Here is a 16,967-nt window from a genome sequence, read left to right on the forward strand (position 1 = left end):
CTCCAGCAGCATCTGAACCGAATACTTCGCATTATCATCTCTTAGCGCTCTATCCGCAAGTTCGGCTGGATAGGATTTCTCACGCTTGCTTTTGCGCAAGATATTGCGGACGTTGTTGTTGGACTCCCGTCCGGGAGAACACATGGGAGGAAAGACATGCAGCATTACAGACTGAAATCGCTTTCCCTTGCCGCTGTCATTGCCGTTGCAGGCCATCTGCCATCGGCTCATGCGGCATCGCCAGCCCCGGCCGAAGGCCAGAACGGCATGGTGGTTACGGCCCAGCATCTTGCGTCGCAAGTCGGTATCGATGTGCTGAAGAACGGTGGCAATGCCGTCGATGCGGCTGTCGCTGTCGGCTATGCACTGGCGGTTGTCTATCCGACTGCCGGTAATCTCGGCGGGGGTGGTTTCATGACGATCCGCTTCAAGGACGGCAAGAGCACCTTTCTTGATTTTCGCGAGCGTGCGCCGCTCGCCGCCACCAAAACCATGTATCTGGACAAGGATGGCAAGCCGGTCGAAGGCGCCAGCACTGAAACCTATCTCGCCATCGGCGTGCCGGGCACGGTGGCTGGCCTTGAGGAAGCACGCGAAAAATATGGCACCCGCAAGCGCGAGGAGCTGATCGACCCGGCACTGAAACTTGCCAAAGATGGCTTTACGCTTGAACTGGGCGATATTCTCTCCTTTGCTGACGGCAATGAAAGACTGGCGAAAGACCCGGCGGCGGCGAAAATCTTCCTGAAAGACGGAAAACCGATTCCGTTGGGCGAGAGGCTTGTCCAGCCGGATCTGGCAAAGTCGCTTTCGGCCATTTCGGAAAAGGGGCCATCGGCCTTCTATCAGGGCGATATCGCCGATCTGATTGTCAAATCGAGCAAGGAGAATGGCGGCATTCTCGCCAAGGCCGATTTCGAAGAATACAAGGTCCGTGAGCTCGAACCGGTCAAGTGCAGCTATCGCGGCTATGACATCGTTTCGTCGCCGCCGCCTTCTTCGGGCGGACTGATCATTTGTGAAATCCTGAACGTGCTTGAGGGCTACCCGATTTCCTATCTGGGCTATGGTTCCGCGGAAACCACGCGTTTGATGGTGGAAGCGATGCGCCACGCCTATGTGGACCGCAACACGGCGCTGGGCGACCCTGATTTCGTTGACAATCCGATCGAGAAGCTCACCAGCAAGGCCTATGCTGCAGAAATTCGCAGTCGTATCGATCCTTATCGCGCTGGCGTCAGCGAGGCGCTGAAGCCAGCTGAATTCAAGGAGTCCAACGAAACCACGCATTATTCCATCGTGGACAAGGACGGCAATGCTGTCGCCGTGACCTACACGCTGAACGGATCGTTCGGCACGGCCAAGGTGGCCGAAGGCACCGGAATTCTCCTCAACAACGAGATGGACGACTTCACCATCAAGCCGGGCGTGGCCAATCTCTATGGTCTCATACAAGGCGAAGCCAATGCCATCGAACCGCGCAAGTCACCGTTGTCCTCAATGAGTCCGACTATCGTATCGAAGGATGGCAAGCCGTTCATGGTCATAGGCAGCCCCGGCGGTTCGCGCATCATCACGATCACGCTTGAGGCGATCATGAATGTCATCGATCACGGCATGGACATTCAGGAGGCTATCGATGCCCCGCGCATCCATCACCAGTGGCTGCCGGATCGGGTCTATATGGAAGCGAACGCGCTTTCGCCGGATACGATCCGGTTGCTGACCGGCATGGGCTATACGGTCGGGGAAGACGCTGACTGGCCGGTCTGGGGCGAGGCAGCTGGCATTCTTGTCGGCGGCAAGGATATGGCAGCAATCGAAAAGGGTGGTGACAACCGCTATTACGGCGCTATCGACAGCCGTGCCGTCGCTGGTGCTGCAATAGGATACTAGAGCATGTCTCCCGAAAGTGGGAACCGGTTTCGGGAGACATGCGTAAAAACAAACAGATAGAGCATTTCTAATGATTCAATCAAAACAGGAAATGCTCTAAAACAGAACCGCTTTGCCGGTGGCCGAAGGCATAGACAGAGCGAGGAGACGAGATGAATTCACGTCTCCTCAATGTCTGTGTCGGATCAACCAATGCTTTTGTCGGTTATCCGTGCGCTCTTCAGTATTTCGATGACCATTTCGGAGGCTTTGTTAAGCGAACCGACCGGTAGAAACTCGTAAATCGAGTGGAAGTTGTGCGCGCCGCAGAACAGGTTCGGGCATGGCAGTCCTTTTTCGGACAGCACCGCACCGTCATAGCCGCCGCGCATCGGCAGCGGTGTCGGTGTCACGCCTATTGCCTTCATGGCCTGAAGGGCAAGAACGACCGGATAGCGATTTTCGCCTTCCAGGCTCTCGGCAGCGTTCCGGTAGACAGCCTTGTAGTCTACATGAACCGTGCCCTCGCCATGAAGCTGGTTGAAACTTGCGGCGAGGTTTTCGATGAATGCACGACGTGTTTCGTAACCGTCCTTCGTGAAATCGCGAATGTCGATGATCAGGTTGGTCTCGGCGACTGTTCCTTGAATGCCCTTGGCCCAATAATAGCCTTCGGTACCTTCCGTATATTCTGGGCGTTCGCCGCCCGGCATCATGGCAATGAATTGCTGGGCGTAGAGAATGGCATTGCGCAGCTTGCCCTTGGCCGACATCGGATGGGCTGGCTGGCCTTTGAAGGTGAGGCGGAATTCACCGGCGTTCCAGTTTTCATACACGATCTCGCCAACCGCACAGCAGTCGAGCGTATAGGCGAAATCGGCGTTCAGGGACGCGACGTCGAGCGCCTTGGCTCCGAGCAATCCGATTTCCTCATCGGGAACGAAAACAACCTTGACCGTGCCGTGCTCGATTTCGGGATGCGTGGTCAGGATCTGCATGGCATGCATGACCTCGGCAATGGCAGATTTGTTATCGGCGCCGAGCAGGCTGGTGCCGTCCGTCACGATGATCTGGTCCCCGACATAACGTTCCAGCTCCGGGAACTCGGCAAGCCGCATGACAGCACCGGTCGTTTCGTTGAGCAGGATATCTCCGCCCCGATAATCGACCACATGAGCACGGGTATCGGTCGTATATTCGCCGGACGTATCGAGATGGGCGACCCATGCAATCGTCGGAAACTGCTGATCGGCATTCGAGACATTGGCAGGCAATGTGCCGACAACAATCGAGTGGTCACGCTCTTCAACATCCATACCCATGGCGCGCATTTCGCTGGCGAGCAACTTTGCGAGATCGGTTTGTCCCTCGCTCGACGGGAGGTTGCCTGCATTCGGCACAGCGGTCGTGTTGATGCGGGTATAGGCTAGAAAGCGGTCTACGATATCCATTATATTTTCTCGGTTATTGGTCGGAATCGGCCCGGATTTGATCCGAGAACCAAAGAAGAATAGCGGGCGTTTAGAGCGCCGATCTGATTCAATCAGATCGGCGCTCTAAACTTTCTTTCCAAAGCATAATCTTATCGATCCTCGTTTCACTCCGGTCGGATTATGCTCTATGCCCGCTACCCAGAATTTCATCACCGGTCATCAAACCGGCGGAGGACGAAGCCTATTCTTCGATGTCGACATCTTCGAACAGATAGCCGCCAAAGGGATCGATGCGGAAGTCTTTGACTTTCTTGCTGATCGGCTGCTCGACAATCTGATGAGCAATGGTCAGCCAGGGAGCCTGTTCCTTGAACACGACCTGCGCCTGCTCGTAGAGCTTGGTGCGCTCGGCCTGATCGGTGGTCAGCTTGGCCGCCTGAATGAGCTTCTCGAAGTCCTGATCGCACCAGTTTGCGCGATTGGCGCTGCCGATGGCCTGGCAGCTCAAAAGAGCGGCGAGGAAGTTGTCGGGATCGGCAATGCCACCGGTCCAGCCAAGCATGACGGCACCATCGCGGTCCTTATCCAGCGAACGCTTGAGATATTCGCCCCAGTCATAGGTGACGATTTCCGCCGTTACCCCCACCTTGGCGAAGTCAGACTGAATGAGCTCGGCTGCACGGCGCGCATTCGGCATATAGGGCCGCTGCACGGGCATGGCCCAGATCTTCATTTTCAGGTCTTTGACGCCCGCTTCATCGAGCATCTTGCGCGACTGTTCAGGATCGTAAGCGTCGTCCTTGACGTTCTTGTTGTAGCCCCAGACACTGGGCGGGAGCGGATTGACCGAAGCGACCGCAGAGCCGAGATACACTGCATCGATGATAGCAGCCTTGTTGACTGCCATGTTCAGCGCCTTGCGGACACGCACATCGTCAAACGGTTTTTGCTGGGTGTTGTAGGCTAGGAAGGACAGGTTCAAACCTTCCTTGTGCAGCATTTCGACGGCCGGGTCTTTCTTCATCTCTGCAATATCGGCGGGATTGGGAGCGGCAATGACATGACACTCGCCCGACTTCAGTTTCTGATAGCGCACTGCCGCATCCGGCGTGATCGCAAAGATGAGATTGTCGATTTTCTGCTTGCCCGCCCAGTAATCGGGATTGGCCTGATAGCGGATGGCGCTATCCTTCTGATAGGCGACAAACTGATAAGGGCCGGTTCCGACTGGCTGCTGGCTGAACTCCGCAATGCGGCCTTCGGCGACCAGCTTGTCGGCATATTCCTTGGACTGAATGACGGCGAATGTCAGCGACAGCGTCGAGATAAACGTCGCTTCGGGATGCGTCAGCACAAACTTGACCGTGTGATCGTCGATCTTTTCGATTTTCTCGATCAGCGACGGGAAGGAATAAGCTCCGAATTGCGGCCATGTACCCTGATTGTAGTAGGGATTGTCCTTGTTCCCCTGACGGTCGAACGTGAAGATCACATCGTCTGCATTGAATTCACGCGTCGGAGTGAAAAAACTCGTGGTGTGAAACTTCACGCCCTTTCGCAGGTGAAACGTATATTCCTTGCCGTCGGCAGAAACGTCCCAGCTTTCCGCGAGGCCGGGTTCCAGTTCCGTCGAGCCGCGCTTGATCTTGATAAGTCCGTTGGACACATTGCGCGCCGACGCATCATACACGGCGCCGGATGTCGTTTGCGCCGCATCGAACATTTCAGGAGATGCCTCGGAGCAATAGATCAACGTCTTGGCAAAGACCTGTCCGACCGCCGTGCTGTTGAGCGCAGCCGCGACCAGCGCGGCTGAAAATAGTTTTCCGTATGTATTCATGAGGCTGCATTCCCTTGCTTGCGACGCGACCGACCTTCAACGGGTTGTTCAGTATCGACTTTTTCAGATGATTCTAAACAGCGGTGCGGCAGCATTTGAACGCGCAAAGGCTCGTGAAGCAAGCTCAAAAGGATCGGGAGGCATGCGTAGAAGTGGTTTAACTGGCGCTGCCGGTTCCGGGAATTTCGGGGATCATCTGACGCAGCAGGTTTCGCAGGATGGATCGTACGGCGACGGTGGCTGCAGACTGTTCGCGGTCGCGGGGCGTGATAAGGCGCACCTCGCGCACGATGGCCGGGTCCGTCAGGGGGCGGGCCACGATGCCGCGACCGCGCAGCGCGGTAAAGGCATAGGCGGGTAGAACAGCGATACCGGCATTGACCTCGACCAGCGACAACACCGAGTGAATCTGGTTGACCTCCATATGCGGTCGAAGCGCCAGTTTTGCCTGTTCGAAGCCGATTTCCGTCAAAAGCCGAATATTGCTTTTCTGGGTAAGCGTAATGATGGGCTGATCGTCGAGTTCTGCCCAACGGACCTGCTCATGCCCGGCGAAATCGTGATGGGGCGACACGAAAATCATCAGCTGATCGCGCAGTGCCATCTGGCTTTCGACGTCGGAATCTTCACCGGAAAACGTGCCAACGCCGAGGTCGCAACGCCCGTTGCGAACCTGTTCGATGACGATTTCAGGCCCGACATCCTCGATCTTGATGACGAGGTTGGGGTGTTCATCAGCCACGCGGCGAACCAGATGAGGAAGCACCGTCGTGCACAGCAAAGGCGGGGCTGCGATGCTGACCTGACCGCGCCGCAATTTCCCCAGATCGCGCACGACTTCGGCGGCGCGGTCAATTTCGGCAAGACCGGCAAGCGCACCTTCGGCAAAGGCACGTCCGGCATCCGTCAGGCTGACGCGCCGTGTCGTCCGGTCGAAAAGCCGCGCGTCCAGCACCGTCTCCAGATCACGGATCGTGTGGGAAAGATTGGCCTGGGTCGTCCTGACACGCTCGGCTGCGCGGGAAAAGTTTCCCAGTTCGACCACGGCTTGAAAACATTCAATCTGGCGGAGAGTGGGACGCATCGGCTCACTTATGAGTTTTTGTTTATGAATATATTCTACTTACAAGACTTCTCGAATGAAAGAAAGTCAGGCTCGATCAGGGAGACGCGGGTTTGGAGTGACCCGCCCCGAAGCGAGGATTCCGATGAAGTATGACCGTCAGAACGCCAAGGCCCATTCGCGCGCTACGATGCGCGGTATCTGGGCTGCGGCAAACACGCCTTTCAATCAGGACGGATCGATCGATGAAGGCGGCTTTCGCAAGAATGTCGACCATTGGATCAACGATCTGGGCATTGACGGACTTTTCGTCGCGGGAAAGCAGGGCGAATTCTTCTCGATGTCAGTTGACGAGCGCAAGCGCATGTTCGATCTGGCTGTCTCGGCAGTAGGTGACAAGGCGCAGACAATCATGTCCTGCTCGGACCAGAACATGGATGTGGTTATCGATCTGGCCAAGCATGCGCAGGCCTGCGGCGCGGACTATATCGTCGTCCATGCACCTGTTCTGCATTTCCTGCGTGCGCAGGACGAAACGCTGCTGCGCTACTATGAAACCATTGCCTCGAAGGTGGATATCGGCCTTGCACTCTGGTCGCATCCGGATAGCGGTTATCTGATGAGCCCCGAGCTCTGCAATCGTCTGGCCGACATCGAAACGGTTGTCGCGATCAAATATTCAGTCCCACGCGACATGTATCGCAAGCTCACGGAACTTGCAGGCGACCGCATTCTGGTCTCGACCGCATCGGAAGACGAATGGCTGGATAATATTCTCGAACTGGGCTGGCAGCTCTATCTCTGCTCTTCACCGCCCTACACGCTGCAGACCAAGGTTGATCGCCGCATGCGCGATTATACCGACCTGGCCTTTGCGGGCAAAGAGGCCGAGGCGCGCGCCGTCTGGCAGAGCCTCGAGTCTGTCCGTCATGCCTTTAAGTCGACGCGACCGGCTGAAAAGCCCACTTCGCATCAAAAATACTGGCAGGAGCTGCTCGGCCAGGTTGGTGGACCTGTTCGTGCGCCGATGCTTGAGCTGACCGACGCTGAAAAACGGGCAATCCGGGAGGCATTTGATAGCTGCGGTCTCAAACTGTCCTGATCGAACCGAAAAGGGGAACAAGAATGACAAAACTCAGCGCTTTCAATTTCCAGAAATGGATCGATGAACACAAGCACCTGCTGAAGCCGCCTGTCGGCAATCAGCTGGTGTTCAAGGACGCGGACCTGATGGTGACGGTCGTTGGCGGCCCGAACAAGCGCACCGATTACCACGACGATCCGGTCGAAGAGTTCTTCTACCAGCTCAAGGGCGACATGCTGCTGAAGCTGCATGATACGTCGACGGGCGAATTTTACGACGTGCCGATCCGCGAAGGCGATATCTTCCTTCTGCCGGCGCATATCCGTCATTCGCCGCAGCGCCCGCAGGAAGGTTCCATCGGTCTGGTGATCGAACCGGCCCGTCCTGAAGGCGTTCTCGATGCCGTCGAATGGTATTGTTTCGAATGCAGCGGTCTCGTTCATCGCGCCGAAGTGGATCTGGAATCCATCGTCGACGATCTGCCGCCGCTTTACGCTGCTTTCTACAACGATGAGAAACTGCGGACCTGCCCACATTGCAATACCGTCCACCCCGGCAAGAACCCGCCGGAAGGCTGGGTTGCGCTCTGACGAGGCATGCCCGGCGGAACTGCCGGGCGCCCATCCATAAAAAGACAAGGGGAAATGAAATGAAAAACAAACTCCTGATGATCGGCCTGCTGGCGGGGCTGACGACTGGTGCTGCTGCTGCTGAACCGGTCAAGATCGGCGTGATTACGACCTTGTCAGGTCCGGGAGGTTATCTCGGTCAGGACGTGCGCGATGGTATGAAGCTTGCCATTGATGCCGAAGGCGGCAAGCTCGGTGGTGTGCCGGTTGAACTGAAGGTCGAGGACGACGCTGCCAAGCCCGGCAACGGACGACAGATCGCCGAGCGGTTCATGTCGGAAGACGGCGTCAAGCTTTTTACCGGCATCATCTTCTCGAATGTAGCCGGCGCAACCGTACCGGATATCATCGATAATGACAGTATCTATATCAGCGCCAACGCCGCGCCATCGAACATGGCGGGCAAGGGCTGCGATGCGAATTACTTCGTGGTTTCCTGGCAGAATGACTCGCTCCACGAGGCATCGGGCATTGCTGCGGAACAGGAAGGGTTCAAGCGCGCCTTCATTCTTGCGCCGAACTATCAGGCAGGCAAGGATGCGCTGGCTGGCTTCAAGCGCCGGTTCAAGGGCGAAGTTGTCGGTGAAATTTACACCCAGCTCGACCAGACCGATTATTCAGCTGAGATGGCGCAAATTCGCGCCGCAAACCCTGATGTGGTTTTCCAGTTTCATCCGGGCGGCATGGGCATTGCGTTCATGCGCCAGTATCAGCAGGCCGGTCTTCTCGGCAAGATTCCGATGGTTCTTTCCGAACCGTCCAGCGATGCTGTGATCCTCAAATCACTGGGTGACGCTTCGGTCGGAATCATGGCCACCAGCCACTGGAGCCCGGATATGGACAATGCGGCGAGCAAGGAACTCGTGGCAAAGTGGAAAGCCGCTTATCCTGACCGGCCTCTGACCTATTACGGCACGCAAGGCTACGACGTGGCTCGCCTGATTGCTTCTGCCTTGAAGCAGACCGGCGGCGTTGACGATATCGATGCGGTGCGCGAAGCGCTGCGGAAGGCTGACTTCCAGTCCGTGCGTGGCAATTTTGCCTTCGGTCCGAACCAGCATCCGTTGCAGGACTGGTATCTCCTTGATGTCGTCAAGGGCGAGGACGGCAACCCGACCACCAGGATCAAGAAGAAGCTGATCGAAAATTACGGTGATTCCTATTCTGCAGAGTGCAAGCTCTGACAGCCACCGTCCGGCGCGCGCGAAAGTGCGCGCCACGCTTCTTTTCATTTCTCATGAAGGTCGTTTCCTCCAATGACACTCATCTTCGAGCAACTTTTGAATGGCCTTCTCTACGGCGTCATGTTGTTCCTTCTGGCAGCAGGGCTGACGCTGATCTTCGGGATCATGGGCGTCATCAACCTCGCTCATGGCTCGCTCTATATGATCGGCGCTTTCATCGGCACCTGGGTGGCCGTGCAGACCGGGAATTTCTGGTTGGGCTTGCCCGCAGCTATTCTGGCCGCGACGATTGCCGGTATCGTGATCGAGCTTGGCGTCATGCGAAAGCTCTATCAGCGCGATCATCTGGATCAGGTGCTGGCGACTTTTTCGCTCATTCTGATTTTCAATGAGCTGACCGTGCTGATCTTTGGCCGCCAACCGATTTTCACGCAGTTGCCTGCATCGCTCTCGCAGCCGATCGAACTGTTTTCAGGCCTGAGCTATCCGCCGTTCCGGCTGCTCATCATTGTGGCTGGCCTGCTGGTTGCCGGTGGTCTTTATCTGCTCATCAACCGCACCCGCATCGGCATGCTGGTTCGGGCAGGTTCGACCAACCGCGATATGGTCCGCGCGCTCGGCGTGGATATCCGTCTGCTCTATACGCTGGTGTTTGCGCTTGGTGCGGCTTTTGCGGGTCTTGCAGGATTCATGACCGGACCGATCCTTGCCGTTCAGGTCGGTATGGGCGAGCAAATCCTGCTTGCCACCTTCGTGGTTGTGGTTATCGGCGGCGTTGGCTCGATCAAGGGGGCCTTCATCGCGGGAATTTCGCTCGGTATCATCGATACCTGCCTGCGCGCCTTTCTGCCTTCCATTCTGCGTCAATTCATGGCCGGGGCCGAAGCTGACGCGCTTGGCGTGGGCATTGCGTCCATGGGCATCTATCTGCTGATGGCCATCGTTCTTCTGTTCCGCCCGAGAGGCCTCTTTCCGGTGGGAGCCTGAATCATGTCATATCGTATTTTGTTTGTTTTCCTCGGCTGCGTGGCGCTTGCACTCTTCCCCTTCGGGGCCGAAGCGCTGGGGCAGACGGCTGCATCCAGCCTTGTCGCCCGGATCATGATCTATGCCATCGCCGCGGCCAGCCTCAATCTGATCCTCGGCTATGGCGGGATGGTTTCCTTCGGTCATGCCGCCTTCTTCGGGATCGGCTCCTATGTCGTGGGTATCCTTTATTTCCACCACGCCGAAGAGACATTGCTTTTCGGCTTCATTCCGGGTTCCGACCAGTTTCTGATCACCGTTCCGGCGGCAATGCTGGTGGCAGGTCTTGCCGCGCTGGTCATCGGTGCGCTGGCGCTGCGCACTTCCGGCGTGCAGTTCATCATGATTACGCTCGCCTTCGCCCAGATGCTGTTCTTCCTCTTCGTTTCGCTCAAAACCTATGGCGGCGAAGACGGTATCATCGTGCGCCGGGCAAATGATCTTTTCGGCCTCAGCCTGCGTGACAAGACGACGATGTATTATGTCATCCTCGTTTCGATGATCCTGTATTTCGCTTTCCTGTGGCGGGTTGTCCATTCGTCCTATGGCGCGGTGCTTTCCGGCATTCGCCAGAGCGAGCGGCGCATGACGGCCATGGGGATCGAAACCTATCGCTACAAGCTTTACGGCTTTGTCCTTGCCGGAATGGGCGCTGGTCTGGCTGGCGCGCTTCTCACCATCTTTATGCGTTTTGCAAGCCCGGATACGCTGCACTGGACCAAATCGGGCGAGTTGATGGTGATGGTCATTTTGGGTGGGGTCGGCACGTTCTTCGGGCCGATCTGGGGAGCAGCCGCCTTCCTGATCCTGCAGACCTATCTCGCCTCCTGGACTGAACATTGGCAGCTTGCCATGGGCATCATTCTGCTCGTCGTTGTTTTGGGAACCAAGGGCGGCATTGTCGGCGGCTGGCGCGCGCTTTGCCGTCCGTTTCGCAAAGACCGGAAAGTTGAGGTGCCCGCATGACGACGATATTGCAGGTCCGCGATCTGGTGAAGCGCTTTGCCGGACTGGTCGCGACAGATCATGTGACGCTCGACGTCACGGAAGGGCATATCCATGCCCTGATCGGCCCGAACGGAGCGGGCAAGTCCACGCTCATCAATCAGCTGTGTGGTGAGCTGACGCCCACATCGGGGACGATCAGCCTGATGGGTGAATATATCACCAATCTACCCGCAGCAACGCGTGTCGGGCGCGGGTTGGGACGCACATTCCAGATATCGACGCTCCTGAACGATATGAGTGTGCGCCAGAACATCGCGATGGCGGTGCAGGCGCGCGAGGGGCACAATTTCCGGATTCTCGACAGTCTGAAAGGCCGCAGCGCCATCTGGCGTGAGGTTGATGCAATCCTTGCCGGAAGCCGTCTGGCCAATCACCCGGAGAAGCTTGCAGGCGATCTGTCGAGTGGTGGGCGCAAGCAGCTGGAACTGCTGATGGCGCTGGCCGGAAAGCCGAAGCTTCTGCTCCTCGATGAACCGATGGCTGGTCTCGGCCATGTCGAAAGCCAGGAAATGATCGAGCTTTTGCAGGGGCTGCGCGGCAAGGTTTCGATGCTGCTCGTCGAGCACGATATGGAGGCGGTGTTTGCGCTCGCTGACCGCATATCGGTGCTGGTCTATGGTCGCCTCATCCTCACAGGTACGGTGGAAGACATTCGGGCAAGTGAAGCTGTGCGGGAAGCCTATCTCGGCGGGGAGGAGGAACTGTGCTGAAAATCGAAGGACTTCAGGCCGCCTATGGCCATTCGCAGGTATTGTTCGACGTCTCGCTGGAGGTGAATGAAGGGGAACTGGTCACCCTCATGGGCCGCAACGGCATGGGCAAGACCACCACCATACGCACATTGATGGGTCTGCTCGTTCCAAAAGGGGGACAGGTCCAGATCGCGGGGCGCGACACGACCAGCTACAGCCCCGAAAAAGTGGCACGCCTTGGCGTCGGTCTTGTGCCGGAGGGCCGACAGATTTTCCCGACATTGACCGTGCGGGAAAATCTGGTCGCAACCGCATCCAACCGCTGCAAGCGACAGTCGCCATGGGATCTTGCCAAGATATATGCGCTTTTCCCGCGCATGCAGGAGAGGGCGGATCAGACGGCGGGCACGCTTTCAGGTGGCGAACAGCAGATGCTGGCCATCGGGCGTGCATTGATGACGAACCCGCATCTTCTGATCCTCGATGAAGCGACGGAAGGGCTTGCCCCCGTCATCCGCACGGAAATCTGGCATTGCATCATGCAATTGCGCGAAATGGGCCAGTCGATCCTTCTGATCGATAAGAATATCGCGGTTTTGAAGAAGTTGGCGGATCGCCACTATATTGTCGAGAAAGGCCGAACGGTCTGGCGCGGGACGAGTGCCGATCTCGAACGCGACCGTGAGCAGGTGCATGCTTATGTCGGGATCTGAGACGATCGTCCTCGTTGGATGGGGCGCTATCGGCAAGCGGGTTGCGGACCTTCTCGCCGAGCGGAAAAGTCCAGTAAGGATCGGCGCGGTGGCGGTGCGTGACCGGTCGGCATCCCGTGACGGATTGCCTGCGGGTGCCGTGCTTATCGAAAATCCTGCCGAGCTTGCAGCCAGCGGCGCAAGTCTCGTGGTGGAAGCGGCAGGTCGCCCCAGCGTCTTGCTGTGGGGCGAGGCGGCGCTTTCCGCCGGAATGGATTTTGCGGTTTCATCGACATCGGCTTTCGTCGACGATGCCCTGTTTCAAAGGCTGAAGGATGCGGCTGCGGCCAGCGGCACGAAGCTTATTATCCCACCCGGTGCGCTGGGCGGCATTGATGCGCTTTCGGCCGCAAGCCGGCTTTCGATTGAAAGTGTCGAGCATCGCATCATCAAGTCTGCAAAAGCATGGGCAGGCACGCAGGCCGCCCAGCTGGTGCCGCTCGATGAAATCAGTGAGGCCACGGTCTTCTTCACGGATACGGCCCGCAAGGCAGCCGATGCTTTTCCGCAAAATGCCAATGTCGCGGTGATTACTTCACTCGCAGGGATTGGTCTTGATCGTACCCGTGTCACATTGGTTGCAGACCCGGCAGCGTGTCTCAACACGCATGAGATCATTGCCGAAGGCGATTTCGGTCGGATGCATCTGCGTTTTGAAAATGGTCCGCTCGCGACCAACCCGAAATCGTCTGAAATGACCGCGCTCAACCTTGTGCGCGCGATCGAGAACCGTGTCGCCACGACGGTCATCTGATGCAGTTGCTTAACGAAAAGCCCCGCAGTAGCGGGGCTTTTTCTATTCGGAAGCCTTATTCCGCATCCATCTTGCATTGTGCGGCATAGATATCGCCATGCGCGGTCAGGACTTTCTTCTCGGTCTTCAGATAAGGCTTGCCGTTGGCGCCTTCGGCTACACCCAGCGCATACCAATCCTGAACGGGATGCTGGTTCGGTCCGAGTTTGAATTCTCCGCGCACGGAAGGAATTTGTGCGGAAAGCAACGCCTTGCGGAATGTCTTGGCATCGATCTCGTCACCCGAGACGCCAGCAAGACCGGCACCCATCATCAGCGCGGCATCATAGCCTTGTGCGGCATAATAGGTGATCGGGCGATCCCCGAATTTAGCCTTCCAGGCGGCAACGAATTTCTTGTTTTCCGCATTGTCGAAATCGTCGTTCCAGTGGCTGGTCACCCGCACGCCATCGGCTGCCTTTCCGACAACATTCACGATCACCTGATCGAGCGATGCAGGATGAACCACCATCGGGATTTCTTTCAGCAGACCTGACTGCTGATATTGCTGCAGAAACGCTATGCCCATGCCGCCCGGTTCGAATTCATAGACCATCGCTGGCTTTGCGGCACGGATCTGCGCGATTTCAGCGGCAAAATCGGTCTGGTCCATCTGGGTATAGACTTCGCCGACGATCTTGCCCTTGTAGAAGCGCTTGAACGCATCCATCGTCTCGCGCCCGGCCTGGTAATTCGGCGCGATCAGGAATGCCGAAGGATAATCCATTGATTGCGCCAGCGCGCCAGCGCTTTCTCCCTGGCTGTCATCCTGCCAGGAGCTGACGAAATAGTTCGGGTGGCATTCCTTGCCTGCAAATTCGGCAGAGGCGGTGTTGGGGCTGATATAGATGCCGCCTTCGTCGAGAATATCTGGCAGAGCCGCACCGGCGACATTGGCGAAGACCATGCCGGTAAAGAGTTTTACGCCCTGTTCGGACAACATGGCTTCGGCAATCTGCTTGGCGTTGCCTGGCTTGAGGCCGTCATCCTCGACCTTGAGCGCGACCGGCTTGCCTCCCAGCTCACCGCCATTCTGATCGATTGCGAGCTGGAAACCGTCCCGAATGTCCTGCCCAAGATAACCGGCAGGGCCGGACAAGGTTGTGATCATGCCGATGGTGACGGGTTCCTTGGCGAAAGCCGCGACAGTTCCGGCCAGAGATAGACAGAGTGCCGAAGCACCAAGCAGTGAAAGCTTGAGCATGAAAGTTCCTCTCTTGATTGCCCTTCACGACCTTTTCTCTGTCCCGCGCTTTAAAACGCTGTTCCGGACAGGAGGTCTTGCCGGTCATTTCATGCTGAAACTTGAAGTCCGTAAACTGAACACTCTTCGCACTGCTATGAGGCTCAGGAATATCAGAAGGGTGTATCGAGGATCGGAGGGAGCCTGTCTTTAACCTGTCTTCAACCTGTCCGGGCAATTTCCCGAAGCACCTGAATGAACAGGTCGGCCGTGGCGGAACGGTTGCTCTCAGGAAGCGTGGTGATCCCCAGAAAGCCGGAGGTCGCGCCAAGCTGGACCGGCAGGATGGCGAGCTGTCCCGACGCTTCTTCAATCCGCGCCACCTGCGCGGGCATGACGCAAATATAATCCGCCTGCAAGAGCAAGCCCCTATTGATGAGCGGTGAGACGGATTCGACGGACTGTGCAGGCGGCGGAACGCCTTCCTCGCGGAATGTGCGATCAATCTGGAGGCGGAGATTGGTTTCCTTCGGTGGCAAGATCCAGTCCCACTCGATCAGATCATGAAGGCGAAGTGCGGGGCGCAGCGTCAATGGATGGTCGCGGCGCACGACGACGACGGCATTATCCGGAATCAGGACTTCCTGCACGAGATTGACCGGTTCATGTCGCTCGGAAAGGCGGCCTATCACCATGTCCAGCTCACCCGCCCGCAATGCTGGCATCAGGACATCATCCGTTCCCGTCACGACCTTGACCACGATGCGGCGATTGTCGCGCCGGACTTTGGCGATGGCTCTGGGAAGCAGATCGGCGGATGCTGAAAGCAGGGTCCCGATGGCCAGCCGTCCGCCAATGCCATCGCGCAGATCGGCAAGATTTTGCTCGGCCACCATCAGATGAGCCAGAAGACGTCTTGCATCTGTGGTCAGCTGCATACCCGCATGGGTCGGGACAACGCCCCTGTTGGTGCGCGTGAAAAGCCGCAATCCGGTCAGGGCTTCGATTTCCTGCAATGCCTTGGTGACGGCGGATTGGGTAACGTTCAACCGATCGGCAGCGCGCGCAATGCTGCGCTCCTCCTCGATCGCATCGATGATGCGGATATACCGGATCGTCAGATGATTGGTGAGCAATGCCATATCGCCTCCTCAAGGATATGTCCGCTCACAGATATTCTATTTCCTCATATCTGTCGCGGTCAGAATTCACTTTCCTTTGTCGGCAGGACTTGGAAATCTCTCCTCGAAATGGGTTGAGGAGAATTGGAATGACGAAACGTCACGCGGAGATCGCTGGCGCAGGCATTGCGGGGCTGGCTTCTGCCACAGCGCTCGCCCAACGCGGATGGAACGTAAGGGTGCATGAGCGCTCGCCCAATCTGCGCACATTCGGCGCCGGGATTTATATCTGGAGCAATGGCCTGCATGTGCTCAAGGCCCTCGGCGCTTACGACGAGGCCGTGATCGGCGCTCATGAGGGGCCGGAGTTTCATACGCGCGATCACCTCAACGAAACGATGGAAGAGATTCCAATCAATGGCAACGGACCAGCGCGCCTTATAACGATCCTGCGTGAGACATTGCTGACGGCATTGCTCAATGCTGCGCGTCGCGCGGGCGTTGAAGTCGTCACCGGCGCGGAAGCTGTCGGGGCAACACCGGAAGGTGAATTGCTGCTGGCCGATGGTAAGCGCCTTGCCGCCGATCTGGTCATCGGGGCGGATGGCATCAATTCCAAGGTCAGGGATTCGCTCGATCTCATGATGTACCGCAAACCGCTTGGCTATGGTGCCGTGCGTATGATGATAAAGCGTGATAGCGCAGACGCTCCCGTTGAAGATCTGCCGCGCTATATCGAGCATTTCTCCGGCTCGCGCCGTATTCTTTATACGCCCGCCAGCGAGACCGATCTCTATATCGCACTCTGCGCATCGGTTGAAGACGAGGCGGCCTATCGCACACCGGTCGATACCGCGCTCTGGACCGAAAGTTTCCCGCACCTTGCATCTTTGATCGCTCGTTTCGGCGATGCGGGGCGGTGGGATGCATTCGAAGTCCTGAAGCTGAAATCATGGAGCAAGGGCCGGGTGGCGATCCTCGGTGATGGCGCTCATGCGATGCCGCCTTATCTCGGACAAGGTGGTGGTTGCGCTCTTATGAATGCGCTCGGGCTGGCGGTTGCGCTGGACGAACATGCGGATGTGAGCGAAGCGCTGGCTGCCTGGGAGGCGCGCGAACGCCCGCTGACCGAACATACGCAGGATACTGCGGAGCGACTGGGCGACATGAATTACTGGCCCGACGACGTGCGCTCGCAAGTGCTGAAAATTACCGGGAAATGCGCTCCGCTTGGTGCCGAACGCATGAAGACCGCTTTGCATATTCCAACAGGCGCAGCCTGAA

15 protein-coding genes are annotated in these 16,967 nt (G+C 57.3%); 10 read left to right on the forward strand and 5 right to left on the reverse strand.

Going from position 1 to position 16,967, the window contains the following annotated elements:
- Nucleotides 1-156 precede the first annotated feature (156 nt).
- Nucleotides 157-1,896, forward strand: a complete 1,740-nt coding sequence (gene ggt, locus ABDF71_RS19870; protein WP_029928720.1) for a gamma-glutamyltransferase — start codon at nt 157-159, stop codon at nt 1,894-1,896.
- Between the two features lie 185 nt (nt 1,897-2,081).
- On the opposite strand, the gene pepT is transcribed toward ggt, so the two are convergent.
- From pepT to ABDF71_RS19885, 3 genes are all read right to left on the reverse strand, one after another.
- On the reverse strand, nt 2,082-3,326 hold the full coding sequence (gene pepT / locus ABDF71_RS19875; protein ID WP_029928721.1) for a peptidase T: 1,245 nt from the start codon (nt 3,324-3,326) through the stop codon (nt 2,082-2,084).
- A 223-nt stretch (nt 3,327-3,549) separates the two neighbouring features.
- The gene (locus ABDF71_RS19880) at nt 3,550-5,148 is read right to left on the reverse strand and encodes an ABC transporter substrate-binding protein (RefSeq protein ID WP_151665157.1); all 1,599 of its coding nucleotides are present in this window, start codon (nt 5,146-5,148) and stop codon (nt 3,550-3,552) included.
- A gap of 157 nt (nt 5,149-5,305) precedes the next feature.
- Nucleotides 5,306-6,232, reverse strand: a complete 927-nt coding sequence (locus ABDF71_RS19885; protein WP_010660588.1) for a LysR family transcriptional regulator — start codon at nt 6,230-6,232, stop codon at nt 5,306-5,308.
- Between the two features lie 124 nt (nt 6,233-6,356).
- On the opposite strand from ABDF71_RS19885, the gene ABDF71_RS19890 reads away from it, so the two are divergent.
- From ABDF71_RS19890 to ABDF71_RS19925, 8 genes are all read left to right on the forward strand, one after another.
- Nucleotides 6,357-7,313 (forward strand): dihydrodipicolinate synthase family protein, encoded by a 957-nt coding sequence (locus tag ABDF71_RS19890; protein WP_258124661.1) that lies wholly within the window; start codon nt 6,357-6,359, stop codon nt 7,311-7,313.
- Nucleotides 7,314-7,336: 23 nt separating this feature from the next.
- Nucleotides 7,337-7,885, forward strand: a complete 549-nt coding sequence (locus tag ABDF71_RS19895; RefSeq protein WP_010660590.1) for a 3-hydroxyanthranilate 3,4-dioxygenase — start codon at nt 7,337-7,339, stop codon at nt 7,883-7,885.
- 59 nt (nt 7,886-7,944) lie between these two features.
- Nucleotides 7,945-9,108 carry an ABC transporter substrate-binding protein gene (locus tag ABDF71_RS19900; RefSeq protein WP_010660591.1) on the forward strand — a complete coding sequence of 388 codons (1,164 nt, stop codon included), beginning with the start codon at nt 7,945-7,947 and terminating at the stop codon, nt 9,106-9,108.
- A 72-nt stretch (nt 9,109-9,180) separates the two neighbouring features.
- A complete protein-coding gene (locus ABDF71_RS19905; protein ID WP_010660592.1) occupies nt 9,181-10,095 on the forward strand; it encodes a branched-chain amino acid ABC transporter permease in 915 nt (304 codons plus the stop codon).
- 3 nt (nt 10,096-10,098) lie between these two features.
- Nucleotides 10,099-11,100 carry a branched-chain amino acid ABC transporter permease gene (locus ABDF71_RS19910; protein ID WP_010660593.1) on the forward strand — a complete coding sequence of 334 codons (1,002 nt, stop codon included), beginning with the start codon at nt 10,099-10,101 and terminating at the stop codon, nt 11,098-11,100.
- Nucleotides 11,097-11,852, forward strand: coding sequence for an ABC transporter ATP-binding protein (locus ABDF71_RS19915; protein ID WP_258124662.1), 756 nt, complete (start codon nt 11,097-11,099; stop codon nt 11,850-11,852). Before ABDF71_RS19910 ends, ABDF71_RS19915 begins: the two co-directional genes overlap by 4 nt.
- Nucleotides 11,846-12,547: an ABC transporter ATP-binding protein gene (locus ABDF71_RS19920; protein ID WP_258124663.1), complete on the forward strand. Its 702-nt coding sequence runs from the start codon at nt 11,846-11,848 to the stop codon at nt 12,545-12,547. The genes ABDF71_RS19915 and ABDF71_RS19920 overlap by 7 nt, the downstream gene beginning before the upstream one ends.
- Nucleotides 12,534-13,340, forward strand: a complete 807-nt coding sequence (locus ABDF71_RS19925) for an aspartate dehydrogenase (protein WP_258124664.1) — start codon at nt 12,534-12,536, stop codon at nt 13,338-13,340. Before ABDF71_RS19920 ends, ABDF71_RS19925 begins: the two co-directional genes overlap by 14 nt.
- Before the next feature lie 55 nt (nt 13,341-13,395).
- Here the strand turns inward: ABDF71_RS19925 and ABDF71_RS19930 are convergent, their stop codons facing one another.
- Together ABDF71_RS19930 and ABDF71_RS19935 are read right to left on the reverse strand one after the other, a co-directional pair.
- The gene (locus ABDF71_RS19930) at nt 13,396-14,583 is read right to left on the reverse strand and encodes an ABC transporter substrate-binding protein (protein ID WP_258124666.1); all 1,188 of its coding nucleotides are present in this window, start codon (nt 14,581-14,583) and stop codon (nt 13,396-13,398) included.
- A gap of 200 nt (nt 14,584-14,783) precedes the next feature.
- The gene (locus ABDF71_RS19935; protein ID WP_258124667.1) at nt 14,784-15,704 is read right to left on the reverse strand and encodes a LysR substrate-binding domain-containing protein; all 921 of its coding nucleotides are present in this window, start codon (nt 15,702-15,704) and stop codon (nt 14,784-14,786) included.
- Nucleotides 15,705-15,832: 128 nt separating this feature from the next.
- On the opposite strand from ABDF71_RS19935, the gene ABDF71_RS19940 reads away from it, so the two are divergent.
- The gene (locus ABDF71_RS19940) at nt 15,833-16,966 is read left to right on the forward strand and encodes an FAD-dependent oxidoreductase (RefSeq protein WP_258124668.1); all 1,134 of its coding nucleotides are present in this window, start codon (nt 15,833-15,835) and stop codon (nt 16,964-16,966) included.
- Nucleotide 16,967 lies beyond the last annotated feature (1 nt).

The sequence above is a fragment of the Ochrobactrum sp. WV_118_8 genome (assembly GCF_039631535.1).
Taxonomy (GTDB): Bacteria; Pseudomonadota; Alphaproteobacteria; order Rhizobiales; family Rhizobiaceae; genus Brucella; species Brucella anthropi.